General features: G+C 60.1%; 22 protein-coding genes and 1 pseudogene. 13 read left to right on the forward strand and 10 right to left on the reverse strand.

Annotated features, from left to right (window positions below; genetic code table 11):
• Nucleotides 1–21 precede the first annotated feature (21 nt).
• On the forward strand, nt 22–666 hold the full coding sequence (locus NA8A_RS12125; RefSeq protein WP_009450581.1) for a DUF924 family protein: 645 nt from the start codon (nt 22–24) through the stop codon (nt 664–666).
• A 96-nt stretch (nt 667–762) separates the two neighbouring features.
• Nucleotides 763–993, forward strand: a complete 231-nt coding sequence (locus NA8A_RS12130; RefSeq protein ID WP_009450582.1) for a hexameric tyrosine-coordinated heme protein — start codon at nt 763–765, stop codon at nt 991–993.
• Between the two features lie 50 nt (nt 994–1,043).
• Here the strand turns inward: NA8A_RS12130 and NA8A_RS12135 are convergent, their stop codons facing one another.
• Together NA8A_RS12135 and NA8A_RS12140 are read right to left on the reverse strand one after the other, a co-directional pair.
• The gene (locus NA8A_RS12135) at nt 1,044–3,395 is read right to left on the reverse strand and encodes a heavy metal translocating P-type ATPase (RefSeq protein WP_081581943.1); all 2,352 of its coding nucleotides are present in this window, start codon (nt 3,393–3,395) and stop codon (nt 1,044–1,046) included.
• Nucleotides 3,396–3,430: 35 nt separating this feature from the next.
• Nucleotides 3,431–4,819 carry a mercuric reductase gene (locus NA8A_RS12140; protein WP_009450584.1) on the reverse strand — a complete coding sequence of 463 codons (1,389 nt, stop codon included), beginning with the start codon at nt 4,817–4,819 and terminating at the stop codon, nt 3,431–3,433.
• Between the two features lie 292 nt (nt 4,820–5,111).
• On the opposite strand from NA8A_RS12140, the gene NA8A_RS12145 reads away from it, so the two are divergent.
• Nucleotides 5,112–5,891, forward strand: a complete 780-nt coding sequence (locus tag NA8A_RS12145) for an acetoin reductase (RefSeq protein WP_009450585.1) — start codon at nt 5,112–5,114, stop codon at nt 5,889–5,891.
• Between the two features lie 259 nt (nt 5,892–6,150).
• On the opposite strand, the gene NA8A_RS12150 is transcribed toward NA8A_RS12145, so the two are convergent.
• From NA8A_RS12150 to NA8A_RS12160, 3 genes are all read right to left on the reverse strand, one after another.
• The gene (locus NA8A_RS12150; protein ID WP_009450586.1) at nt 6,151–8,112 is read right to left on the reverse strand and encodes a heavy metal translocating P-type ATPase; all 1,962 of its coding nucleotides are present in this window, start codon (nt 8,110–8,112) and stop codon (nt 6,151–6,153) included.
• 116 nt (nt 8,113–8,228) lie between these two features.
• A complete protein-coding gene (gene chrA / locus NA8A_RS12155; RefSeq protein ID WP_009450587.1) occupies nt 8,229–9,464 on the reverse strand; it encodes a chromate efflux transporter in 1,236 nt (411 codons plus the stop codon).
• A 185-nt stretch (nt 9,465–9,649) separates the two neighbouring features.
• Nucleotides 9,650–10,573 carry a LysR family transcriptional regulator gene (locus NA8A_RS12160; RefSeq protein WP_009450588.1) on the reverse strand — a complete coding sequence of 308 codons (924 nt, stop codon included), beginning with the start codon at nt 10,571–10,573 and terminating at the stop codon, nt 9,650–9,652.
• Nucleotides 10,574–10,742: 169 nt separating this feature from the next.
• Between NA8A_RS12160 and NA8A_RS12165 the strand changes: the two genes are divergently transcribed.
• From NA8A_RS12165 to NA8A_RS12190, 6 genes and pseudogenes are all read left to right on the forward strand, one after another.
• Nucleotides 10,743–11,321: a TetR/AcrR family transcriptional regulator gene (locus NA8A_RS12165; RefSeq protein ID WP_009450590.1), complete on the forward strand. Its 579-nt coding sequence runs from the start codon at nt 10,743–10,745 to the stop codon at nt 11,319–11,321.
• A 3-nt stretch (nt 11,322–11,324) separates the two neighbouring features.
• Nucleotides 11,325–12,473, forward strand: a complete 1,149-nt coding sequence (locus NA8A_RS12170; RefSeq protein ID WP_040672478.1) for an efflux RND transporter periplasmic adaptor subunit — start codon at nt 11,325–11,327, stop codon at nt 12,471–12,473.
• Nucleotides 12,470–13,603, forward strand: coding sequence for an ABC transporter permease (locus tag NA8A_RS12175; RefSeq protein ID WP_009450593.1), 1,134 nt, complete (start codon nt 12,470–12,472; stop codon nt 13,601–13,603). The genes NA8A_RS12170 and NA8A_RS12175 overlap by 4 nt, the downstream gene beginning before the upstream one ends.
• 1 nt (nt 13,604) lies before the next feature.
• The gene (locus tag NA8A_RS12180) at nt 13,605–14,297 is read left to right on the forward strand and encodes an ABC transporter ATP-binding protein (protein ID WP_009450594.1); all 693 of its coding nucleotides are present in this window, start codon (nt 13,605–13,607) and stop codon (nt 14,295–14,297) included.
• Between the two features lie 14 nt (nt 14,298–14,311).
• The gene (locus NA8A_RS12185) at nt 14,312–14,689 is read left to right on the forward strand and encodes a hypothetical protein (protein ID WP_009450595.1); all 378 of its coding nucleotides are present in this window, start codon (nt 14,312–14,314) and stop codon (nt 14,687–14,689) included.
• A 119-nt stretch (nt 14,690–14,808) separates the two neighbouring features.
• Nucleotides 14,809–15,690 (forward strand): annotated as a pseudogene (locus NA8A_RS12190) (acetate/propionate family kinase); the annotation flags it as partial.
• Between the two features lie 186 nt (nt 15,691–15,876).
• On the opposite strand, the gene NA8A_RS24660 reads toward NA8A_RS12190, so the two are convergent.
• Both NA8A_RS24660 and NA8A_RS12195 read right to left on the reverse strand, forming a co-directional pair.
• The gene (locus tag NA8A_RS24660; protein WP_009450599.1) at nt 15,877–16,308 is read right to left on the reverse strand and encodes a PIN domain-containing protein; all 432 of its coding nucleotides are present in this window, start codon (nt 16,306–16,308) and stop codon (nt 15,877–15,879) included.
• Nucleotides 16,305–16,607, reverse strand: coding sequence for a hypothetical protein (locus tag NA8A_RS12195; protein ID WP_009450601.1), 303 nt, complete (start codon nt 16,605–16,607; stop codon nt 16,305–16,307). The genes NA8A_RS24660 and NA8A_RS12195 overlap by 4 nt, the downstream gene beginning before the upstream one ends.
• A gap of 294 nt (nt 16,608–16,901) precedes the next feature.
• On the opposite strand from NA8A_RS12195, the gene NA8A_RS12200 reads away from it, so the two are divergent.
• The gene (locus NA8A_RS12200) at nt 16,902–17,093 is read left to right on the forward strand and encodes a hypothetical protein (protein ID WP_229342097.1); all 192 of its coding nucleotides are present in this window, start codon (nt 16,902–16,904) and stop codon (nt 17,091–17,093) included.
• Nucleotides 17,094–17,112: 19 nt separating this feature from the next.
• On the forward strand, nt 17,113–18,780 hold the full coding sequence (locus tag NA8A_RS12205; RefSeq protein ID WP_009450603.1) for a recombinase family protein: 1,668 nt from the start codon (nt 17,113–17,115) through the stop codon (nt 18,778–18,780).
• Nucleotides 18,781–18,861: 81 nt separating this feature from the next.
• On the opposite strand, the gene NA8A_RS24350 is transcribed toward NA8A_RS12205, so the two are convergent.
• From NA8A_RS24350 to NA8A_RS12220, 3 genes are read right to left on the reverse strand one after another with little or no spacing between them, the layout of a single operon-like run.
• Entirely contained in the window at nt 18,862–19,482 is a 621-nt protein-coding gene (locus NA8A_RS24350; RefSeq protein WP_009450604.1) for an HNH endonuclease family protein, read from the reverse strand.
• The gene (locus tag NA8A_RS12215) at nt 19,479–21,347 is read right to left on the reverse strand and encodes an AAA family ATPase (protein WP_009450605.1); all 1,869 of its coding nucleotides are present in this window, start codon (nt 21,345–21,347) and stop codon (nt 19,479–19,481) included. The genes NA8A_RS24350 and NA8A_RS12215 overlap by 4 nt, the downstream gene beginning before the upstream one ends.
• A 29-nt stretch (nt 21,348–21,376) precedes the next feature.
• Nucleotides 21,377–22,384, reverse strand: coding sequence for a DNA-methyltransferase (locus tag NA8A_RS12220; RefSeq protein WP_202802942.1), 1,008 nt, complete (start codon nt 22,382–22,384; stop codon nt 21,377–21,379).
• Between the two features lie 248 nt (nt 22,385–22,632).
• Between NA8A_RS12220 and NA8A_RS12225 the strand changes: the two genes are divergently transcribed.
• Nucleotides 22,633–24,477, forward strand: a complete 1,845-nt coding sequence (locus tag NA8A_RS12225; RefSeq protein ID WP_040672482.1) for a Z1 domain-containing protein — start codon at nt 22,633–22,635, stop codon at nt 24,475–24,477.
• Nucleotides 24,467–24,925, forward strand: coding sequence for a hypothetical protein (locus NA8A_RS25110; protein ID WP_143088031.1), 459 nt, complete (start codon nt 24,467–24,469; stop codon nt 24,923–24,925). The genes NA8A_RS12225 and NA8A_RS25110 overlap by 11 nt, the downstream gene beginning before the upstream one ends.
• The last annotated feature ends 33 nt before the right edge of the window (nt 24,926–24,958 follow it).

Genomic DNA, 24,958 nt, shown 5'->3' on the forward strand with positions numbered 1-24,958 from the left:
CATTTGTCGGAAAGGATCGACATGAATGCCAGGACCGCCCCATGGAACGACGTTTTCGACTTCTGGTTTCCCGAAGGCCGCTCCTCACAGATAAAGGCTGAAACTCACCGCGATCACTGGTCGTGGCGGCTGCACGGCGGAGCGGATGACATGATCGTCGAGCGCTTCGCCGACCTCACGAGAAGCGCAGCTTCAGGCGATCTCGACGACTGGACCAGCGACCCCGAAGGCAGGCTGGCGCTAATCATCGTGCTCGACCAGTTCTCGCGCTCGCTCTGGCGCAACACACAGCGCGCATTCGCGCAGGACCCTGCCGCGCTGTCGCTGGCGATGGAGGGGTTTTCGAACGGCCACTACGCATCGCTGGACATGCCCTGGTTCAGAATCGTCTACAGTCAGCCCCTTGGCCATTGCGAAGGCCCGGATCACCTCGCGCGCATCGACCTGCTCATCAGGCTTCGCGAAGAGATAGCGGCGGAAGCGTCCGCTTCCCTTCAACCGATATACCAGTCGCTGGTGGATCAGGCTGGCGACGTACGCAAGGTCATCGCCGCTTTCGACCGTCATCCGCACCGCAATAACGTCCTCGGCCGAGAATCGACGCCGGCGGAAGAAGCTTACATCGCCGGAAGGGATTTCCCGCACGAAAGGGCGTTTCAGGCGTGACGCCTGGAGGCGAAGCGCATCGCGGGTTGATGCTTTCGTCGGCTGCTCGGGTAGATTACGGTTGTTGCGTATTCATATTCTCTGGAAGGAAAAAACATGGCTGACATCTGGCTTCCCTCACTCAAGACAGCGACCCCGCAGGAGGGGTTCGACCTTGCCACCAAAATGGCGCGGGTCGGCGTCAAGGTCACCCAACCGTCCGCAGAAATTCGCGACAAGCTGCGCGCGGCTTACGATCAGGACACCGCGCAACTGATCGCCTCCTCACAGGTGATCGCCATCCATTTCCAGACGGTGGCGGCCGCCAACAATTACTGGCGCGACTGACGCCCTCGCCTACGACTGACGCCAGGGCGTCAGTCGCGTCAGCGTTTCAGTCACAGTTTCAGACCCCGCAACCGCAGCGCGTTGGCGATGACGCTGACCGACGACAGCGACATGGCGGCTGCTGCGATGATCGGTGACAGGAGCAGGCCGAAAGAAGGGTAGAGCACGCCTGCGGCAACCGGGATGCCGGCGGCATTGTAGATGAAGGCGAAGAACAGGTTCTGGCGGATGTTCGCCATCGTCGCCTCGGATAACCGCCGCGCCTTGACGATCCCCATCAGATCGCCCTTGAGCAGGGTGACGCCGGCGCTTTCGATGGCGACATCGGTGCCCGAGCCCATGGCGATCCCGACATCGGCGGCGGCAAGCGCGGGCGCGTCGTTGACGCCGTCGCCCGCCATCGCCACCACCCGGCCTTCTGCCTTGAGCCGGCTTATGACCGCGCTCTTTGCGTCCGGCAGCACGTCCGCTTCAACCTCATCGATGCCGAGTTGCCGCGCGACGGCTTCGGCCGTGGTTTTATTGTCGCCGGTCAGCATGACGATGCGGATGCCCTCGCCATGCAGCGCGTTCAGCGCCTCCTGCGTCGTCGCCTTGACCGGATCGGCGATGGCGAAGATGCCGCCGGCCCTGCCATCGATCCCGATATAGATCGCGGTGGCGCCATCATGACGCAACGCATCTGCCTGGCCGGACAATTCCGCAACGTCGACGTCGTGTTCCTTGAGGAACACCGCATTGCCGACCACGATCGCCTTGCCTTCGACGCTGCCGAGCGCGCCCTTGCCAAGCGGAGAGTCGAAATCCACTACGGGCGGGATGGCGATGCCCTTCTTCTCCGCCGCCTCCACGATCGCCAATGCCAGCGGATGTTCCGACGCCTTCTCGACACCGGCGGCAAGCCGCAGGATTTCCGTTTCGTCGAAGCCGGCCGCCGCAACGACCGCCGTCACCGACGGCTTGCCCTCGGTGAGCGTGCCGGTCTTGTCGACCACCAGCGTGTCGACCTTTTCCATATGCTCGAGCGCCTCGGCGTTCTTGATCAGGACGCCGGCACTAGCGCCCTTGCCGACGCCAACCATGATCGACATTGGCGTCGCCAGCCCAAGTGCGCAGGGACACGCGATGATCAGCACCGAAACGGCCACGACCAGCCCATAGGCAAAGCGCGGCTCCGGCCCCCAGATGCCCCAGACAATGAAGGCGAGAATTGCGATGACGATGACCAGCGGTACGAACCAGCCCGAGACGTGGTCGGCCATGCGCTGGATCGGCGCACGCGAACGCTGCGCATCGGCGACCATCTGGACGATCCGCGACAGCATCGTATCGCGGCCGACCTTTTCCGCACGGATCACCAGCGCCCCGGTCTGGTTCAGCGTACCGCCGATGACCTGATCGCCCACAGTGCGGGTGACAGGCATGGATTCGCCGGTAACCATCGCCTCGTCGAGCGATGAGCGTCCGTCCTCCACCACGCCATCGACCGGCACGGTCTCGCCGGGCCGCACGCGCAGCCTGTCGCCGAGAATAACGTGCTCGACCGGCACGTCTTCCTCTGTGCCGTCATCGCCGATGCGCCGCGCCGTCTTCGGCGCCAGATCAAGCAGCGCCCTGATCGCGCCCGAGGTCTGTTCGCGGGCGCGCAGTTCCAGCACTTGGCCAAGCAGCACCAGAACGGTGATGACCGCCGCCGCCTCGAAATAGACCGCGACCGTGCCATCTTCCGCGCGGAAAGCGGCGGGGAAAATTCCCGGCGCAAGGGCGGCGACGATGCTGTAGGCCCAGGCGACGCCGGTGCCCATGGCGATCAAAGTGAACATGTTGAGGCTGCGATTGATCAGCGAGGCCCAGGCGCGCTCGAAAAACGGCCATCCGCACCACAAAACCACCGGCGTCGCCAGAACGAGCTGAATCCAGATCGATATCCGCATTGGCACCAGATGGTGCAGGGCCGGGAAAAGATGACCGCCCATTTCGAGCACGAAGACCGGAGCGGCGAGAACCAGCCCGATCCAGAAACGCCGTGTCATGTCGGCGAGTTCGGGGCTGGGGCCGCTGTCGGCCGTCACCACCAGCGGCTCCAGCGCCATGCCGCAGATCGGGCAGCTTCCCGGCCCGTCCTGCCGGATCTCGGGATGCATCGGGCAGGTCCAGATCGCGCCCTCGGGCGCTTCCGGTATGGGCGACGCTTCCCCTGCAAGATATCGCGCCGGGTCCGCCTCGAATTTCGCATTGCAGGACGCCGAGCAGAAATAGTGAGTGTGGCCCCCATGGGTCAGGCGATGTTCTGCGGTTTGCGGGTCGACCTCCATCCCGCAGACCGGGTCCGTCACAAGATGCGCATGACCCGAATGGTCATGATCATGCGAATGGTGCCGATGCTCATCGTGTCCGTTCATTCTCTAACCCGCCGCCTCAATGGAACTTGGAAAACTCATCGTTTCGCTACGTTGCCAAATAGCGCGTTCAGCCCCTCGGCCATTGTCGGGTGCGCAAGAACCGCATCGCGCAGGACACTGTAGGACAGACCGCCAAGCATGGCCGCCTGCACCACGGCCATCACTTCCCCGGCCTCCGAGCCGATCATGGTAAAGCCTGCGATCCGATCCTGCGGATCGACCAGCGCCTTCATGAAGCCCGCGGTCTGCGATGTCGTCCGTGTCCGCAGCACCGCCTTCATCGGCAGTTTGACGACGCGCAAATCCATTCCATTGGCCCGCGCTTGCGCCTCGCTCATGCCGATGCGGGCCAGCGGCGGGTCGATGAACATGCAATAGGGCATCAGCCGCCCGGTGGTCGTTCTGTCTCCACCGTCGAGATTGTCCCGGATTATTCGGAAATCATCTAGCGAAGCGTGGGTGAATTGCGGACTTCCCGCGCATTCGCCGATGGCCCAAACGTCCTTTGCGGTCGTCTCCAGGCGATCGTTCACCTTGATGGTGCCGGGATCCGTCAGCGCAACCCCTGCCTCTTCAAGGCCGATGCCTCGCGTGTTGGGCGTGCGGCCGGCTGCAACCAGAATGTCTGTGCCTTCGATCATTCTCGAACCATCCGGCGTCCGAACGGTGACGCGCACGCTTCCGGCTGATCGGCCCTCCACGTTCGCAACTTCAGCCGACAAAAGCACCTCGACGCCCTCCGCCTCCAGGATCAGTCGGACCTCGTCGGAAACATCCTCATCCTCGCGCTTCAGCAGCCGCGGGCCACGGTCCACAACTGTGACGCGACTGCCGAAACGTCGATACGCCTGGGCAAGTTCAAGGCCGACATAGCCTCCGCCGAGAACAATCAGATGTGCCGGCAACCGGTCCAGTTCGAGCGCCTCGATATGAGTGAGCGGCCTGGTCTCGGCGAGGCCGGGAACAGGCGGAATGGTTGCATGCGTCCCAAGATTGAGGAACAGCTTTTCAGTGGCGAGCCGCCGCATCCCGCCGTCGTTCAAGGCAACTTGAATCGTCCCAGGCGCGACGAGGCGTGCATTGCCCATGACGAGTTCCGCGCCGGTCGCCTCGTAGCGCTCGAGATGAAACGCCACGAGGCTCTCGACCATGGCGCGCTTGCGCGCCACAACCGTCTTCATGTCGACCGAGACGGGGCCGGCGACAACGCCATACTCCCCGGCATGGGCAACGGTATGAGCGACACCCGCGCTCCAGATCTCGTTCTTGCTGGGCAGGCAGTTGATGTTGGGACACGAACCGCCGATCCAGCGCCGCTCCATGACGGCTACCTTCTGGCCGGCTTGCGCCATATCCCAGGCGAGGTATTTGCCGCCCTCGCCACTGCCGATCACGACAGCGTCGTAGCGCTCCGCTTCCGTCATCAACTACGTATCCTTCTGCAACAGCGACTCACCGCACGATGAAAATATGGCGCTCGGACATATATGCGGAATCATGTCATACTCTTGCGGGGTCGAACAATTACTGTTGCTTTTGCGGGCGGCCCCTTGAGGTGGCCTTACTGCCAGTATCCGTGCCGTCGCATCATTTCCAGGCCACGGCCTTAAAATGGGCCGGGATCATGGAGTGGAGTGGGTTCTGCTCCGGCTGTATTGCCCGGAAAGGGAACATGCTGGCTGCACAGGATTGGCCGACTTTCTGTAGGAGAAAATCATGTCGTTGAATGGCAAAGTCATTTTGGTAACCGGCGCTGGCCAGGGGATCGGACGCGGTATTGCGCTGCGGCTTGCAAAGGAAGGCGCTGATCTCGCGCTGGCCGACGTCAAGGCCGATAAGCTCGACTCCGTTCGCAAGGAAGTCGAAGCGCTCGGACGCAAGGCCACCACCGTCGTCGCCGATGTCAGCAAGCGCGACGAAGTCTACGCCGCCATCGACCATGCAGAGAAGCAACTCGGCGGGTTCGACGTCATGGTCAACAATGCCGGCATCGCCCAGGTCAAGCCGATCGCCGACGTCACGCCCGAGGACATGGACCTGATCTTCCGGATCAATGTCGACGGCGTGCTCTGGGGCATCCAGGCGGCTTCGCAGAAATTCAAGGATCGAGGTCAGAAGGGCAAGATCATCAATGCCTGCTCGATTGCCGGACATGACGGCTTCGCCATGCTCGGCGTCTATTCGGCAACCAAGTTCGCCGTGCGTGCGCTGACGCAAGCCGCCGCCAAGGAATATGCCAGCGCGGGCATCACGGTGAACGCCTACTGCCCCGGCATCGTCGGCACCGACATGTGGGTGGAGATCGACGAGCGCTTTTCCGAGATCACCGGAACGCCGAAGGGCGAAACCTACAAGAAATACGTCGAGGGCATCGCTTTGGGCCGCGCGCAGACACCGGAGGACGTGGCAGCGTTGGTCGCCTTCCTCGCGGGCGCCGATTCCGACTACATCACGGGACAGTCGATCCTGACCGATGGCGGTATCGTCTATCGATAAAGCCGCCTGCCAAATCGCGAACGTTCAGAAGCGCCCACACCGGGAAACGGCCTTGTGAGAATTTTTCTCTCCAGCGGAATGGTTCCGTCTGGAAGAACCGCGTTTTGTCGGAGAGAATTGTTCTCTTGTTGCTTGGCATGGTCATCGCCGCCTTCGGTCGCCATTCGCACTACAGGTTCTTGACCGGCAATCGACACCTGCTGAAGATCGATCGGTTTCCTCATCTACGCGCGTTTCGAGCGGGATTGCCGTCATCCGGTCAAACCCCTGACTGGTATGAAGGCTCTACAGGGCCGGCGTTGGATTGGCGTCGCAGTGAGGTCGCACTGCGCGCCCGGATCGGGTCGGCGAGTAGCCTGAGGCCGTTCAGCACCACCAGCACCGTGCCGCCTTCGTGTCCGACGACCGCGAGCGGCAGAGGCAGGGCGAAGAACAGGCTCGAGGCGACCAGAAGCAGCATCATGCCGATGGCGAAAATCAGATTCTGGCGGATAATCCGGTGGGTGCGCCGCGCCAGCCGATGCGCGGCGGCAAGCCGGGCCATGTCCTCCGACAACAGCGCGACATCGGCCGCCTGCAACGCGACATCGCTGCCCGCCGCGCCCATGGCGATGCCGACATCGGCGCGCGCCAGCGCGGCGGCGTCGTTCACCCCGTCGCCGACAAAGGCGACTTTCCCATTCCTCGCCAGTTCGCCCACCAGCCGGACCTTGTCTTCAGGCAGCAGATCGGCATGGACATGTTTTGCTTCCAGTCCGAGCTCCGCGGCGATCCGCAAGCCGACAGAGCGCCGGTCGCCGGTCATCATGGCGATGGTGCCCACCCCAGCCGCTCTGAGCGCAGCCAACCCCGCGGCCGAGGTCGCGCGCGGACGGTCGGCGACGGTGAGCGCGCCATAGACCCGATCTCCCCGCCCCAGCCACACCACGGTCTGGCTGCCGTCCGTCAGCTGCGCAAATTCGGGTGCGTCGAGCGATGCGCCCATGCGCGCGGCCATGCGCGGATTGCCGGCCCAGAGCGGGCCCACGGCATCCTCCCCCGTAATCCCCTCACTGGGCACGGTTTCCACATCGCGCACCACGGCGGCGGTTATGCCTTTTTCGTCGATGTGGCGGCGGATCGCATCGGCAATTGGATGTTCGGAATGCGCCTCGAGACCCGCGATCAATGACAGGAACCGCTCTTCGGCCTGTGCTCCCGTTTCCGACGCCACCACCTGTGTCACCTCGGCCTTGCCTGTTGTCAGCGTACCGGTCTTGTCGAAGGCGAAGATATCGACATCGGCCAGCGTCTCCAGCGCCGCGCCGCCCTTGAACAGCACGCCGCCGCGCGCGGCCGCCGCCAATGCCGAGAGGATCGCGGCCGGGACCGATATCACCACCGCGCAGGGGCTGGCCGCGACAAGCAGCGTCGCGGCGCGATAAAGCGCATCCTGCATCGTCCAGCCAAGCGCGAGGAATATCGCCAAAGCAAGCACCGCACCCACCAGCACCGCGATGGTGTAGCGCTGGCCGAACCAGGCGCTGAACCGTTCGGACGGAGCGCGTGCGGCCTGTGCCTCTGTCACCAGTTCGATCATCCGCGCCACCGTGCTTTCCGCGACCGGGCGGGTGACGCGGACCACCAGCACGGCGTTGAGGTTCACCGTGGCCTCAAACACCTTAGCACCCGGGCTTTTGCCGACCGGCATCGATTCGCCTGTGATCGTCGCCTCATCGAGCGAGCCTTCCCCTTCCGCCACCTCGCCATCGGCCGGCACCCGCGCGCCGGGCCGCAGCACCACCAGATCGCCGGCCACGAGATCGCCCACCGGAACTTCCGTGACGGCGCCCTCTGGGTCGCGTCTCAGCGCGGTGTCGGGGCGCAGCGCCATCAGCGCCTCGACCGCATGGCGCGCCCGGCCCATCGCCCGCTGCTCCAACGTGGTTGAGAGACTGAACAGCGTCAGCAGCACTGCCCCTTCAAGCGCGGCGCCGACCGCAGCGGCAGCAAGGGCTGCCACGATCATCAAAAGATCGATGTCGAGGATCCGCTCACGCCAGAGCGTGGTCAGGGCCCGAACCGCCGTCGGCACACCACCGGCCAGATAGACCAGCACGAGGCCGACCGGTCCCCATAGACCGGGGCTCAAAAAGGCATCGACAGTTGCAAGCGCCATCCCGGCAAGCGTGATGCCGGTCAATGCTGTCATGAAGCGGTCGGAAGAAAGATCGATTTGCAATTTGTGTTCCTGGCTGTGCCGCGACGGCGGCAGTGGCTGGGGAGACCGGCGATGATGCGCCGGATGGGCTGGCGATCTGTCCGGTCGATCAGGTTCCTGGTCGCTATTCCTTTCCATTATGACATTGAGCTTACCTCCAGAATCGCGCCGCCGGCAGCCGCGATCAGCACCACGAGCCAGGGCGGGAATCTCCAGCTCATCAAGGCCACGAAACAGGTCAGCGCCAGCGCAAAGTCGCGGGGCGAACCGATCGCGCTGATCCAGAGCGGATCGTAGAGCGCAGCGCCCAGAATGCCGACCACCGCAGCGTTCGCGCCTGCCATCGGCGCCCGCACGCCGGAGCGTGCGCGCAGTGTGTTCCAGAACGGCAGCGCGCCGACAAGCAGCAGGAAGCCCGGCAGGAAGATCGCAAGAAGGGCGAGCGTCGCGCCGGCGATCCCGTTCGGGCCGGGTTCGAGCAGCATGCCGAGATAGGCGGCGAAGGTGAATAGCGGCCCCGGCACCGCCTGGGCCGCGCCATAGCCGGCCAGGAACGCATCGGGCGTGACCCAGCCCGGGCGAACCACTTCGGCTTCCAGCAAAGGCAGGACCACATGGCCGCCACCGAATACCAGAGCACCGGCGCGATAGAACGCGTCGATCACCGCCAACCCCTGCGCGGGAAACAGCGCCGCCGCCAGCGGTAGGCCGAAGATCAGGATGAAGAACAGGGCCAGCGCGACTATCCCCGCCTGTCGCGAGACCGGGAAGGGCAGCGCTTCACCCGTCTCTCCCGCCGTGTCCCGGCAAAGCCAGAGCCCGGCAAGTCCACCGAGCAGAATTGCACCCACCTGGCCCGTCGCGCCCCCGATCAGCACCACCATCAGGACGGCGGCGAGCGCGATCGTCTGGCGTGAGCGGTCGGGGCAGAGCGTGCGCGCCATCCCCCAGACCGCCTGCGCCACGATGGCCACCGCCACCAGTTTCAACCCGTGGAGCACCCCGATGCCAAGCGGGCCTGAAAACGCCCCCGCTCCGAGCGCGAACAACAGCAGCAGCAGGGCGGAAGGCAAGGTAAACGCCACCCAGGCAGCCAGCGCACCCACCGGTCCGGCACGCTGCAAGCCCAATGCAAAGCCGACCTGGCTGGATGCTGGTCCCGGAAGGAATTGGCATAGCGCGACCAGATCGGCATAGCCACGATCCTCGATCCAGCCGCGCCGGGCGACGAATTCCTCGCGGAAATAGCCCAGATGCGCGATCGGTCCACCGAAGGAGGTGAGGCCCAGTTTCAGGAAGGCGGCCAGAACCTCGCCGGGCGTTCCTTGTCGTTGGCGCTGAGGCATAACATTCAGCGTGTCATTGGCGGGCATGATGTCTCCGTGATGCTCGCGATTTCAGGGGCTTGCCAGGCGCTATGAGAAGACGCATCCGACATTGTCCCTGTATTGGAGCAATGGAACAGACTGGTGACTGCCGAAGCGCGCGCCTTGTTGCTCCATCAGCATCGCAAGCGGTGTCCACAGGACCGCACCCCGCAAGAGAGATAACGGATGAATCATGCCGTGGTTGTCCGGGGAGGACCCGCCTGTGGCCGGCGACCCTCCAGAAGATCGGCGTCAGCAGCGAGCGCGTCGGCCATGAAATCCATGAAGGCGCGGATACGGGCAGTGTTGCGCAGATCCTCATGGGTCAGCAGCCACAGATCGAGCCGGAAATCTTCCGGAAACATGGCGATGCGGACGAGGTCGGGCGTGCGGTCGGCCACGGCGCAAGGCAGTGGCGCAAGGCCGATTCCGGCCCTTGCCGCGGCAATCGCAGCCGAGATCGAATTGGTCCGGTAAATCGGCCGCACCGTCGGCAGCCAATCCGCCAACTGATGGCCAATCGCTCCATGTGACCGGCCGAAGCCGATCCAGTCATTGCCGGCAAGATCGTCATCGAGTCCGTGAGCGGCGCGTTCCGCCGAGACATAGGCTCCGAATGCCAGTCGGCCGACGCGCCGGCCGACCAATGTTTCCTGCGGGGTGTTGCCGATGCGCAGTGCGACATCGGCCTCGCGTCGGGTCAGGTCCAGGGGAGTGTCCGAAACGATCACTTCCAATTCGATCCCTGGCTGCGCTGCATGGAAGGCCGCCAGATGCGGCGGCAATAACCCGATCGCCAGCATATCGATGGCTGTGATGCGGATAAGCCCGCTCAGGCGCTGGTCCTGTCCGGTCACCTGACGCGACAGGGCGATAATCTCCTCATCGATCCGGATGGCGGTCTCGTGCATGGCCTCTCCGGCGCCCGTCAGCGCATAGCCATCCGGCAACCGCTCAAAGAGCCGGACACCCAGACGTTCCTCGAAGGCGCCGAGACGGCGAAACACGGTCGAGTGCGTTACGCCAAGGCTGCGTGCTGCTCCAGACAGCGTGCCCGCCCGGGCCACAGCGAGGAAAAAGCGCAGATCGTCCCAGTTCTGGTTCTGTGCATCCATGAAGGATCACCCCTTGCAAGCCTGCTCCGATTGCCGGCAGGCTGCCCCCATCTTGCCCGCAACACCGCGCGTTCGCATTGCCTCGTCAGAAAAGCTTGACCACGATCATCGCTCCACTTAAGTATGTGATTGCTCACTTACTAGGTACTTTATGCGAAAATCCGCGGAATTGCGCAAGGCCGAAATCGTCGCGGCCGTCCTCGACCTGGCCGACCGGATCGGGCCGGACCGGGTGACGACAGGTGCTACCGCAGCGGCCGTAGGCGTCAGCCAGGCCGCCTTGTTCCGGCATTTCCCGACCAAGGACACGCTGTGGCTTGCCGTGGCGGATCAAGTGGCCGGGGAACTGGCCATGGAATGGGAACGGGCCCTGGCTGGGACTGATGGCCCCATCGACCGGATCAAGGCGCTGATGGCCGCGCAACTGGGGCAGATTGTTTCCACACCGGCGCTGCCGATGCTGCTGTTCTCGCGCGAGCTGAATGTTGGCAATGAGGATTTGCGCGCGGCCTTTCGAGGCCTGCTGATGAGGTTTCAGGCGCTGATTGTGGCCGAACTGGCTCGCGGTCAGGACGCCGGCCGCCTGCGCCGCGAAGTCGCTCCGGAGGATGCCGCCGTGCTGCTGACATCGCTGGTGCAGGGCATGGCGATCCGCTGGTCGCTCGGGGCGCGCAACTTCTCGCTGATCGGGGAGGGAATGCGGCTCCTTGACGTGCAACTTCGGCTTTTGACCGTGAACGAGGATTAGGCCATGCGGCGTCGGTGGATGTTCGGTGCGGTGGCAGTGGTTCTGGTGCTGGGCGGGGGTGTGCTGTTCCTCACCGAGCGGCCGCTCACGGTCAGCGTGGTGCAGCCCGAGCAGGATGTGGCCCTGCGCATCTACGGCCTCGGCTCGGTCGAGGCACGGATCCTCAGCCGGGTCGGGTTCGAGGTTGGGGCTGCCCTGACCGGGCTGGCCGGCGACGTCGGGGACCGGGTAGTCAGGGGGCAGGAACTGGCGACCCTCGATCCGGCCGAGCAGGAGGCGCGTACCGCCCGCGCCCGCGCTGCTGTCGCGGCCAATGTCGCCGCCCTCGCCCGCGCCGAGGCCACGGTGGCGCGTGCCCGCAGCGTACTGGCGCAGCGCCAGACGGCAAATCAGCGTCAGCAGGGATTGGCGCGGCGCGATGTGACCTCGATCCAGCGCGCCGAGGAAGCGCAGCGCGACGAAGATGTGGCCCGTGCCGATCTTGCGGTCGCCGAGGCGGATGTGGCGGTGATCCGTGCTCAGGGCGCGGATGCGGCGGCGGCCCTGCAACAGGAGAAGGTCCTTCTCGCGCGTCATCGGCTGGCCGCACCCTATGACGCGGTGATCGTCACGCGCCATGCCGAAGCAGGAACGGTGGTGCGGGCCGGCGACCCGATTTTCACCCTGATTGCTCCCGAAACGGTGTGGATACAGGCCTATGTCGATGAGGAGCGCGCCGGCCAGCTTGCGCTTGGCCAGCCCGGCACGATCCGGCTGCGCTCGCGGCCGCAGGCTGAATTCCAGGGCACCATCGCCCGCATCGGGCTTGAAAGCGACCGGGTGAATGAGGAACGCCGAATCTGGCTGACCTGCACAGACTGCCCCCAGCCGCTGTATCTCGGCGAGCAGGCCGAGGTGCGCATCACCACCGGCAACCGCAACAGTGCGCTGATGGTGCCGGAGGTGGCGATCACCGGTTTCGACGGGCATCGCGGCCGGGTCTGGCTGGTGCGGGACGGACGGCTGGAGCAGGTCGAACTGTCCTTCGGCGCGCGCGACGATCGGGGCCGGGTCGAAGTCACGGGCAGCCTGCCGGACGATGCCGCCATCGTCGCCCGGATACCGCAAGGCGCGACCGAGGGGCGGCGGGCGCGGACCAGGACCACGCCATGAACCTTGCCCTCAAGGATATACGCCACGGACTGTTCCGCTTCGTCCTCACCTGTTTCGGGCTGGGGCTCTTGATGACAGTCGTGCTGTCGATGATCGGCATCTATAACGGCCTTGTCGCCGATGCGCTGGCGGTGGTGAAGGCGCCGGCAGCAGATGTCTGGGTGGTCGAGAGCGGCACTAAAGGGCCGTTCGCCGAAGCCTCGAACATCCCGCTGACCACGCGCGACGCCGTGGCGCGGATGCCCGGCGTGACTGAGGCCGGCGCGATCAATTTCCAGAACATCGAGGCTGCCCATGCCGGCGCTTCGCTGCGGCTCTACGTCATCGGCTACGAACCGGGACATCCCGGCGGCCCGCAGCGCATCGCCGAGGGGCGCGGCATCGGCACAAGCCATTTCGAACTGGTGGCAGACCGCAAGACTGGTCTTCTGACCGGCGAGACGATCCGTCTCGGACGCAACCGCTTCATCGTGGTCGGGCTGGTCGAAGGGGCAATGAACGCGGGCGGCGATCCGGCGGTCTATATCACGCTGGCGGACGCGATGGCGCTACAGACAGAGCTTGACCCGGCAGCGCAGCGCGTTCAGGCGGCGCGGGGTACCGTTTCGGTCAAGTCCGCTTCGGTCGCGGCCGTGATCGCACGGTTAGCGCCGGGCGCGGATGTCGAATTGCTGACCGCGACCGTGCGGCAGTGGAAACATCTGGCGGCCCTGACGCAAGCCGAGCAAGAGGACATTCTGGTCTCCTCGGTGGTCGATCTGGCGCGGCGGCAAATCGGCCTGTTTCTCGGCATCCTGCTCAGTGTTTCAGCGGTGGTGATCGCGCTCATCATCTACACGATGACGATGGAGAAGCTGAAGCAGATCGCTACACTGAAGCTGATCGGCGCGCCCGACCGCACCATCATCGGGCTGATCGTGCAGCAGGCGCTGATCCTCGGCGCTTCAGGCTGGGGGATCGGGCTCGTGCTGATCCTGACGGTGAAGGACTATTTCCCACGCCGGGTGGTGCTGGAGCCGTTCAACGTGATGGTGCTGGCCGGGATCATCTTCGCCGTCTGCATCGCCGCCTCGGGTCTTGGCGTACGGGCGGCAATGAAGGTCGATCCGGCCACGGCTCTGGGGAGCTGACATGACGGACGGCGAAATCCTGATCGACGTGAAGGGTGTGGCCAAGCATTTTGGGGACGGCGAAACCCGTGTCGATGCGCTGCGCGACGTCGACCTTCAGGTTCGCGCCGGCGAGGTGATCGCTCTTCTTGGCCCCTCCGGCTCGGGCAAGACCACGCTGCTCAACGTCATCGGCTGCATCCTGGCGCCATCGGCGGGCAAGGTGACGCTGGACGGCGAGACGGTGTTCGACGGGCAATGGCTGCGGCGCGACCTGAGGAGGCTCAGGCTCGACAAGATCGGCTTCATCTTCCAGACCCATAACCTTTTGCCTTTCCTGACTGCGGAGGAGAACGTCGCCGTGGTCCTCGACCTCGCCGGCTGGTCGGTTGAGAAGGGTCGCGCGCGTGCCGGCGATCTGCTCGGTTATCTCGAGGTCGACCACCGCGCCGCGGCCAAGCCAGCGCTCCTGTCGGGTGGCGAGGCGCAGCGAGTGGCCATTGCGCGGGCGCTGGCCAACCGTCCCCGCATCATCCTGGCCGACGAACCGACCGCCGCGCTCGACGGCAAGCGGGCCGGACTGGTGATGGACCTTCTGCGCAAGCTTGCCGTCGAGCAGGAAGCCTGCATCGTCACCGTCACCCATGACGAGAAGATTTTTGACCGTTTCGACCGCCTGGTCCACCTGCGCGACGGCAGGCTGGCCGACGCGTGACACCGGAGGACACCATGACCGCAAGGCCACTTTCCCATTCTATCTCCGCAGTTGTGGCGATCGTGTTTGGCCTGGCTACCGTCATTTCGGGCGGCCGCGCGCTCTTCGGCGGCGCTGATATGGGAGCGGTGGTTCCCTTCGTGCTGTGGTTCAATTTCGTGGCGGGCTTCGCCTATCTGCTGGCAGGGATCGGACTATGGCGCGGCACGGCCTGGGCGCCTGCCCTGTCCATCGGTATCGCGGCGGCAACGGCCGTGGTCTTCGTTTTCTTCCTTTGGCACGTCTGGCGCGGCGGGGCCTACGAGAGCCGCACGATGGCGGCGATGGTCCTGCGGCTCGGCATCTGGGTTGCCATTTCGACAGTTGCGGTAAAGATCCGATGGCCACGATAGTGGTGCGCGACGACTGTGCTGGCGAGTCGACAGGCATTCGCTACGTCCAGTATCGCGATATGGCGAAGTTGGATCGAACTAACCTTTGGCAAACCTAACCACTAAATGACAGGGCAACTATGCAGGTACTTGTTTTTAACGCCGGCAGTTCCAGCCTCAAGTTCGGCATCTTCAGCGTGACGACTGAAACACACGAAGTGTTCAAGGGTTCTTATGAGCGCTTTCGGGCCGGAGGATGCGAATGCCGTTTTCGGCATGGAGAAACCGACGAGCGGGGTGCGGTCGAATTCGATAGTCCCAGCGAAGCGCTGAAAGTGGTTCCGGCCGCGCTGAAGCGTTTCGGGCTCGACGCAATCGACGCTGTCGGGCACAGGATCGTCCATGGCGGCGCAAGGTTTACCTCGCCGACACTGTTAGACGACGAGACAGTCGAGGCCATCGAAGCCCTGACACCGCTGGCTCCTTTGCACAACCCGGCGAACTTGGAAGCAGTCAGGCTCTGCCGCGGCCTATGGCCGGACATAAGCCAAGTGGCCGTGTTCGACACGGCCTTCCACCTCGACAACCCAGCCTTCGCAAACACCTATGCGGTGCCGGCAAGGTGGCGGGATGCCGGTCTGCGCCGCTACGGGTTTCATGGTACCTCTCACAAATATGTGGCCGAGAGGGCGGCCCAAGAGATCGGCCGGCCGTTTTCCGACCTCCAACTGGTGAGCATTCATCTCGGCAACGGCGCCAGCATCTGCGCCGTCAACCGCGGGCACAGCATGGACAGTTCGATGGGCATGACGCCGCTCGAGGGGCTGGTGATGGGTACCCGCTCCGGTGACGTGGACCCAGGCGCGTTTGGCTTTCTGTCGCGCGAACTTCAGCTTTCGGTGCAGGAGATCGAGGATGCGCTCTATTACGAGAGCGGGCTGAAGGGGCTGGCAGGCTCGTCCGACATGCGCGACATTGAAGACAGGGCGGCTAAGGGCGACCCCGAGGCCCAACTCGCGATCGAGATCTACGCATACCGCGCCAAAAAGTATGTCGGGGCTTATGCTGCAGCGATGGGAGGACTGTCAATCGCCTCTATACGTTCCAGCTCCGCTTCGGAGAGCCCGAGTTTCAGGCGTTCGTGGACCGCTGGCTCGGCGTCGCACGCAAATGGGACGAACCCGTTCTTGATCCCGGTCTGCCGGGGATCATTCCACCGGACGCAGCGGATTGACGAACTCCAGCCCGGCAAAGTCCTTCTCGTTGTCCGTAACCACAATACAGTCGTTTGCACCTGCGACAGAAGCGATGATCATGTCGAGAGCGCTGCGCGGGCGGCCAGCGGCCTTGCCGTCCGCCATTAATCGCGCCCAGATCAGGCCCGCTTTGTCATCGAACGAGAGAATGCGGCCGGCGAACAACTCTTGCGGCCCCTCCGGTCCCGAAAACCAGGCATCGAGAGCATCGCGCTTCTTGCCGCGTGGCTTTTCGAGAACGCCACGCCGAATTTCTGCGATGGTCAACGAGGCGACGAACAGGTTTTCGTCGCGTTGCTCCGCCCACCACGCCAGTAGCGATTCCGACGGCTGCGGCTTGACGATGTTGCTGAGGATGTTCGTATCGAGGAGGTAGCGCGTCACAGGTCGACCCGGCGCCCTTCCTCGCGCGGCCGCGACAGGTCGAGATCGGCGCCGACCAGAGGCGAGCGGCGCAGGGCCGACAGGATGTCCCCAGATTTCGGCGGCTCGCCGGCAACCAGAGCCTTGATGGTCTGCCGGGCTTCTTCCGCTTCCGGCCCCTCCTCGGCCAGATGCCGGGCAAGCGACCGGATCAGCTCACGGTCGGCTTCCAGCGCCAGAACCTCGAAGCGCTTGAAGCCACGCTGCGTCAGGCGTGTCCGGTAATTCTCGATCGCTCTCTTCTGTGCGGCATTGCTCATGGCTGGCCTCCGTGTTATATATCCTGACATATAGCCGATGTCGGCCTTGTAAACAAGGGATGTCAGCGATGCCACGAGACTCGCACCACAGGCCATTTGTGCAGAAGAATACTGCGCGTTCCCGCCAGTATTTTCCATATGCTGTGGCACGCCATGCTTCGCCCGAGCGCGACAACGCCGCCGTTGTCGCCCCGGCCGCCGCCAATTATACGGCTTTGATTTCAGTTGCTTACGTCAGAAACGCCGGGGATGCTGCAAGTTATGACCTTGCGAGCCCCCGGAAACAAATCCAAGATGACTGGAAGCGAGCGCGAAGCGCTGCTCGAATCTCTGTTGCTGGAAGAGCCGGAGCTGACGTTCACATCGCGGGGCGATCCCGATCCACGTCTTCTGCGTCTGGTCGATTTCCTGGCTCGTCAGGCGGCGCGGGAGTGCTACGCCGAGGAAGTTCAGATGATGAAGCGGCGGAGGAAGCGCCCCTCCTGATGCTTCGGGGAGAAGTGCATTGAAGGTCGCGATTTACGCCCGCTATTCGTCCGACAACCAGCGCGAGGCGTCCATCGCCGACCAGTTCCGCATGTGCCGCCTGCGGGCGGAAAAGGAAGGCTGGACGGTCGTCGAGGAATATTCCGATCACGCCATCTCAGGCTCCAGCATGATCCAGCGTCCCGGCATCCAGGCGCTGATCATGGATTCCGCGCGAGGCCGGTTCGACATGATCCTGGCCGAGGCACTGGACCGGATCAGCCGTGACCAGGAAGACATCGCCGGCATCTACAAGCGCATGCGCTATGCCGACGTGAAGATGTTCACCCTGTCGGAGGGTGAGATCAGCGAGTTGCATGTCGGGCTCAAGGGCACGATGAATGCGCTGTTCCTGAAGGATTTGGCCGACAAGACCCGCCGAGGGCAACGCGGCCGCGTCGAGGCCGGCAAGTCCGGCGGCGGCAATTCCTACGGCTACGATGTGGTGAAGAAATTCGATGCCAACGGTGAGCCAATCCGGGGTGACCGCACCATCAACGAAGCGCAGGCCAATGTCGTGCGCCGCATCTTCCGTGACTATGCGGCTGGCAAATCGGCCAAGACCATCGCCTTTGCCCTGAACAAGGATGGTATTCCCGCCCCTTCGGGTGGGCATTGGGGTTTCAGCACCATCAACGGCAATCCGAAACGCGGGAACGGCATCCTTAACAACGAGATGTATGTCGGCAAGATCGTCTGGAATCGCCAGCGCTTCGTCAAAGACCCGGATACCGGCAAGCGGCAGGCTCGGCCCAACCCGGAAGAGGAATGGGTGATCCAGGAGGCGCCGGAGTTGCGCATCCTCGATGACGACCTCTGGAACGTCGTGAAAGCCCGCCAAGGCGAAATGCGGACCGAACGGGATGAGAGCGGCATCGCCGACGTCAGCAAGATGAACTACCGTCGCCGCCCCAAATACCTGTTCTCGGGTTTGACCAAATGTGCCTGCTGCGGAGGCGGCTACTCCGCCATCTCTCAGAAGCTGATCGGTTGTTCGACAGCGCGCAACAAGGGCACCTGCGACAATCGAGTCAACATTCGCCGCGACGAGTTGGAAGCCCGCGTGCTGAACGCCCTTCGCACTCGATTGGTCGATCCCGAGATGTTCGCCCGCTTCTGCGAGGTGTTCACGCAGGAGATGAACCGTCTGCGCATGGAAGGCCGCGCCGGCATCGCATCGGCCGAAGCCGAGATCGGAAAGATCGAGCGCGAGTTGGCGAAGCTGCTGACCGCAATCAAGGCTGGTGGACCGATAGAGGCCATCGTGGAAGACATGAAGCGGCTGGAGGCTCGGAAGACCGAGCTGGTTACGTTCCTCGCCGAGGCCGACGAGCCGCCTCCACTGCTGCATCCCTCAATGGCGCTCCAGTACCGGAAGCGCGTTCAGCAGTTCTACGAAGCCTTGCAGGACGAAGAGGAAGAGAAGCGGATCGAGGCGGCGGACATCCTGCGCTCGCTGGTGGACAAGATCGTGCTGACGCCGGTGGATGGGAAGGTGGAGATCGACGTTCAGGGCGATCTCGCTGGAATCCTTATGATTTCCGCACAACCGAAAAACCCCGCCGGAGAGCGGGGTGGATCGCAAGTAAAGATGGTTGCGGGGGCTCGCAACCAACGATTCCTACGCCTGGTCGAGAACACAATCTGACGCTGACGGTGTAGCCAGCCTTCGGATATTTTTCTAACCGAGCCTTTTGCCAGAACTTCGCCTTCGAACTCCGAATGCGACCTAAATTCTGAAAAGCTCCCTTAGCCGCTCCAGGGTAAGTCCTTGTCGCGCGATCTCCTTTGCCAAGAATGGGTACCTCCGTTCGAGAAAATTCAGCGACACATCGTTGGTGGCGTAAGCCATTAGGATATTACAACGCTCTTGCACGTAATTGTCATCTTGGTTAAGGCGCAAAGAGTTAATTGTATTTGCAATTTTTCTCTTCAATTCTTTATCAAGCTCGGGATTTGGACGGATAAGACAAGCGGGTAAGTCAATAAAAAACCAATCGTCTTGTACGTGGAATGGGTCTATTATGTCAGTCAGATCGCCCTTTGATGTATTTATTTTCCCGCCTGCCAACCGAAAATTGTTCCATTCATATGCAAGATCTGGTCTGCCATTTTCACCGGCCTTGGGTAGGAAGTGATCGACCGTGCCTCGGTCTGGAAGGTACATAGCGGTGTATGCGCAGACGCCTGAATAGGCCTCGTGAAGCTGAGAAAGCGCTCTACTCCAGTAGGCATACTTCTTGAATTGCTTTGAAGTGGGCTTTGGACAGGATGTGAGGAATGCGGCGCCAGGTTTTCTGACCTCATCGTCAAAACCCACGTATTCCGGTTGAAAAACTACGCCGATCATATCTTTACACCATGCTGCTCAGCAAAATAGAGCCACCGCGGCCAAAATTTATCGTCGTTAGCAAGCTGCGATTTGAGCCGCTCTGTGATCGCCGCGACATCACCGGAGCTCGGATTTTCGGCCAGCTGGAGGGCCTTCGCCCGCTCGATTGTCTCTTCAGCTTCTCTTGATCTGGCGTGACGTAGTCCAAACAACGGAGAGGTAAGCCAACCCGAGGCATCGCCATATTTTACAAACGGCGTTTCCTCGAGCTTGACCGTCGGTCCCACGCCATGAAGATGGTAAAGAACATCGATGGAGGTGTCGAAGCTCGCCTCCATCGAGGCTAGTATCATTGGGGAATGGGTAGCCGCGATCATTTGTACCGCTAAATCGCTACTCAGAAGCTCTCCAACGCTCATGAGTGCAGGAAGGACTATCCTTTGCCACTTCGGATGAAGATGTGCCTCGAGTTCATCCACGATAACCATCATCCGGCGAAGCGGAATTTCACCCATCTGCTTCGCGGCAAGCTCATGCTCTTGCCATGACCAAATGATGAGGTAAGCCAAGAGTAGCACTCTCTGCACGCCAGAAGATGCGTGAGTTACTGGCACGGTGTCGTAACGGTGCCGAATGGTAGGGATATCTCGAGGTTCGTCTGGAATTCGAACCGGCTCCCCTGGCGTCAGAGTGCCTAGATCCTCGGGAGACAGCCTTTTAAGTACCGCCGCAAATTGATCGAATGTCTTCCGATCAATAGAGGTCTGCCACTTGATCCAATCTCTTATTAGCCCCTCAATAGTTCCTGGACGCCCGTCCCACAACTCCTTCGCCGATAAGCTATTGGATATCGATGACTTCCTGTTGAACCTGCTACGTACAGGATCGGCAAACGCGAAGGAACCGTCAGCGCGGGAAAAGATCGCAATCGCCTCAACTGTCGCCGCTTCTTTCGGCCGTACCCACGTAAAGCTCTTCCTATCATACTTAGCCTTGAAACTTACCATCCTTCCTGAGCTTCCGCTTAAGGAGTAATCCACCTCTGATACCACCGTTGGATTATCGAGTTGCGGAAGCGCTTCGCGATCAGCCCAGCTGCCAGTCGCTGCCCACCAGGCAAAGTCGAGCAGAAACGATTTACCTAAGCCATTATCGCCGGTGATAACGCTAAGGCGCTGCCCAAAATCAAGTTCCATTTCGCGGGCTGGCCCAGCGTTGCGCAACCGTAGCGACTTTATGGTTCGACCACCTTCAGCTTTTGCGTCAGGCGGAGGCGGTAATTCGCGCGTAATTGCCGTCATCGCGAGCGGCTCAAATGAAAATGCACCTTCAAAGGCCAGAACATCCTCCATCATCCTGATAGAGAACAGTCTTTCCTTCTCGGCTTCATTTATCTTGTATTCAGAGAAAAATAATTCAACAAGTTCCTCGTAGTTGCTGACGCTACCTACGTCTGTATCCTTATAAAGCCACACCGCCAATGCGTCTGCGGCAACGTTAGATGGGAATTTTTTCTCTTCCAGGACGGTCGTAATTCGATCAAGATACTCGCGCGAAAAGCCCCATTTCGGGGTCCCTCTGGGATGTTCAAACACCGATGCGAACGTCTGCGTATTGACTGTCTGTAAACCTGTTGACGGATATCGTTGTTTGACCCACGACGAAGCGCTTTTGAAAGGCTGGAAATAGTAGGAGCTACGATGATCAAGCCGGTGATGGCCATCAAGATGCTCTTCGGTGAGTTTGTCCAGGCTTAAAGCGTCTAAAGAGCCAACACTGAGCCCGTAATGCTTGCATGCAACAAAAGTGATGCCAATGAACGGATGTACATTGGCGCGAAGAATGGCGATAGCATGAAGCACGGCTTCGGCTGTTAGATACATATGCCCGTTATGCCTTCTAAGAATTGCGGCTATTCCAAGTCCAACTCGTCTTCAGCTATGAGTTGCTTAATCTGGTCGATCATCAAATCGCAATATTCCTTTTTGGCATCGATACCTATCACGCGAAAACCGTGCTTAAGCGCAAATACCAGCGAGGTTCCACTTCCCGCAAACGGATCCAATACCACACCTCTGGGTGGCGTTGTCGTCAGAATTGGAATACGAACCAACTCTTCTGAGAAGCGGGCCTTATGTCGGCCCGTCTGCCCCCTCACCGGCGCTATCTCCCAGGTATCTAGTGGCGGCAGAACAGTGCCTGTTTCGGATGTCCGCCCCACGGCATTCTTATCGAAATAGTACCATCTCTCCTTTACAAAATGGAAAACGTACTCATGGGACATTGAACACCGGTCACGCACTTGGTCCGGTATCGGATTAGGCTTTACCCAAACATTGTCGTTTCGAACAATCCAATTACGATCTTGCATTTCTATAGCAAATCGATGGGGAATCAAAAGTAGCTGCTTGGGAACACACCATTTGCCGTCACCTTTTTTGTCTTGTGGGCGGATACCAAAGCGCCGCGCTGATTGCTTTGCTTCCCCACTTCGATGTTCACCTTTACCGCTCCAGTACGTATCCCCGATATTGACCCAAAGACTTCCGTTGTCAGCGAGCACAGAACCCGCGCTTTGAAAAACGTCGGCAAGAGTGCTGATAAATTCCGAGGGGTGCGCTTCTAATCCGATCTGGCAATCAACTTCATAATCACGCTGCCCGTAAAAGGGTGGCGAAGTAACAATGCAGTTCGCCTGAACGCCTTCTGCAGCAAGAAGCGACAAAGCTTCACGCACGTCCATATTGAGCACGATGGCAGTCTCGTCGGCGTAAGCCGCAGCGGCTTTTAGTCGCTTTGAGCTAAACGCATCTTCGGACATTACCTGAGGATGCATGGCCTCGTTTGCACGAGTGGGGGGACGACTTTCTTCGGGTAAATCGACCAACTTCAGTTTGGCTCTTTTGTTGCTGCGCGTCATTTTGAATCACAAGTTATTGAAATGTCTTCAGCGAACATAGCGGCTAGACCCTGCGGGCGCGAGACCTGAAGTGGGTTTTAAACAGGTGCGATAAATATTCACGGTCGTCGATCGAATGGGAAATTTCGAGCACTCCAGCAGCGATCTTCAATCGACAAGAAGGTCAGCCAGTCAGCGCTAATTCAACCTGTTGACGAGTTGCATCTCAGCGATGAAACTAGATCCAGGAGCTAGGGGATCGAATCGTAATGTCTTTCGATATCAACAATTTTTTGAATAATGCACCGTCATCGCATCAATATGAAGGTCAGCTTGAGCGACTACGAACCGCTGGGAAAGACGTGGAATGCATCGAAATCGCAGTGCGCGGTGCAGTGGCGAATCTATCCTCGAAAGCCACTCGTTCGTTCGTCGTCTATGGTGAGCCGCAAAGTGGCAAGACCGAAATGATGATATGCCTAACAGCAAAGTTGCTGGATCAAGGACACACCTTCATTCTCCACCTGCTGAACGACAGCGTCGACCTGCTCGGTCAAAATCTCGGTCGTTTTAAGACGTCGGGCTTGGCCCCAGCCGCCCGCAATTTTTCAGAGATTCTCGACCCTACTATCCCGGTAAAAAGCGGAAGGCATGTTATTTTCAGCAAAAAAAATGCCAACGACCTCCGAAAACTTATCGACAAAATTGGGAGTGTAGAGGGCATCGTTGTAATAGATGACGAAGCAGACTATGCTTCTCCCAATTCTAAAATCAATTCCGGAACCAAAACCAGAATAAATGAACTCATAAATCAGATTCTTGGTGAAACCGGGATTTATATTGGCGTGACGGCTACACCAGCCCGACTTGACCTGAATAACACTTTTCAGAATGACAGCCACCTCTGGGTCGATTTCCCGCCTCACTCCGCTTACACCGGCCAAGACGTATTCTTTCCGTTAGACAATAAGGTTGATTTTTCGCTTCAGCTCTTACCGAACAGCGGAGATGAACCGAAATATGCAAGAAGCGCTTTATTCAGATTTCTTGCGAATGTAGCTTATCTCAATAAGTATGTTAACAATTCTGAAGAAAACTACTCATTTCTTGTTCACACGAGCGGAAAAAAGACTGATCATAAATCGGACTGGTCGGTAATAAATTCTGCGCTAAATGATCTTCAGGATCCGAAATCATCCCGGTTTGAAAAGTATGTTAAAGAAATTTGGGACGTCATCTCAACACGGTATCCAGACGCCGATGTGGACGAATTAACCCGGTATGTACTAAACAACATTACCAGAAACTCCCTTATAATAATAAATAGCGAACGCGATTTTAGCCTTCGCGGCGCTTCCGCGACGAATCCGAGTAGTCTTTTCACAATAATTATAGGCGGCAATATTGTTTCACGGGGAGTAACGCTTGAAAATCTACTTTCAATGTTCTTTACACGTGACGTTCGCCATAAGATCCAGCAAGATACCTATATTCAGCGGGCACGCATGTTCGGAAGCAGGGGAGGATATCTTCGCTTCTTTGAACTAACTATTCCCTCCGCGCTTTATAGTGATTGGCACCGCTGTTTTGTATTCCACCGTTTGGCACTGGATGCGATCCGACAGAAAATGGGCTCCTTGGTCTGGCTTACCGATCAGCGAATAGCCGCGGTCTCAAGTTCAAGTATTGATCGTTCTACCGTCGATCTCAATAGGGGTGAAATGTCGTTTGCAATATTTGACCACACAAGAGAGATTGAAAAATTAGTTACGTCGGAAAAATCTTCGCTGCAATTGATGGAAGAGCTCTCCCAATTACTGGGAGATCAGAGTTTCCCGAGTTATCTCCGAAAGTATATATTGAGAACCCTTCCGAAGCAGAGTGCATCCTTGGCCTTTCATCCAACAGGATCGATAGTAAAATACACTGATGCCAACCAAAAACTCATAGAGCGGCGGCGCGGATTTATCGGCACCTCTGACCTTCAAAAGGGAAAATATCCTCACGCCATCCATCATTTTAAAATCTACACAAATGGCGAAGGAAGAGCTCGACTATTTTATAAATTTGAAGGGAATATTCAGTTCATCAAGAACCTGCGAAATGATACCTGAGTACCGACTATTTCATGGGGCTGCCATTTGCGCACTGATCGACCAATCGCCTTTTGGACTGACAATCGGCCACCTGGGCGCCGATGGGCGCTCAGGATTCTATATCATCAATCAGATAGTTGGGCTCTATATTAAACATTCTACCGCGCGCCTGACACCGTGGCAGTTCTCTTTCACCGGCCAAAACATTGAACAATTTCTGGAACTGCGCTCTTGTTGCAGAGAGGTGTTCGTGGCGCTTGTTTGCGGATGGAACGGCATTGTATGCTTGGATCTCTCGGAGCTCAAAGCGGTTGCAGCAGTAGATGGCACCGAGCTGCCGTGGGTTAGAGTGACACGTCGACCAAAAAGCATGTTTACCGTCTCTGGTGATTTTGGCGTGTTGAAAACAAAAAAGCGTGACGGATTTATCGATCTTTTTCGGCATCCTGTGTGGGGAGGTATTTGAAGCGGTGCACACGGTCGCATGCGCGGCAGATTG

Origin of the sequence: Nitratireductor indicus C115 (assembly GCF_000300515.1) — a bacterium.
Taxonomy (GTDB): domain Bacteria; phylum Pseudomonadota; class Alphaproteobacteria; order Rhizobiales; family Rhizobiaceae; genus Nitratireductor; species Nitratireductor indicus.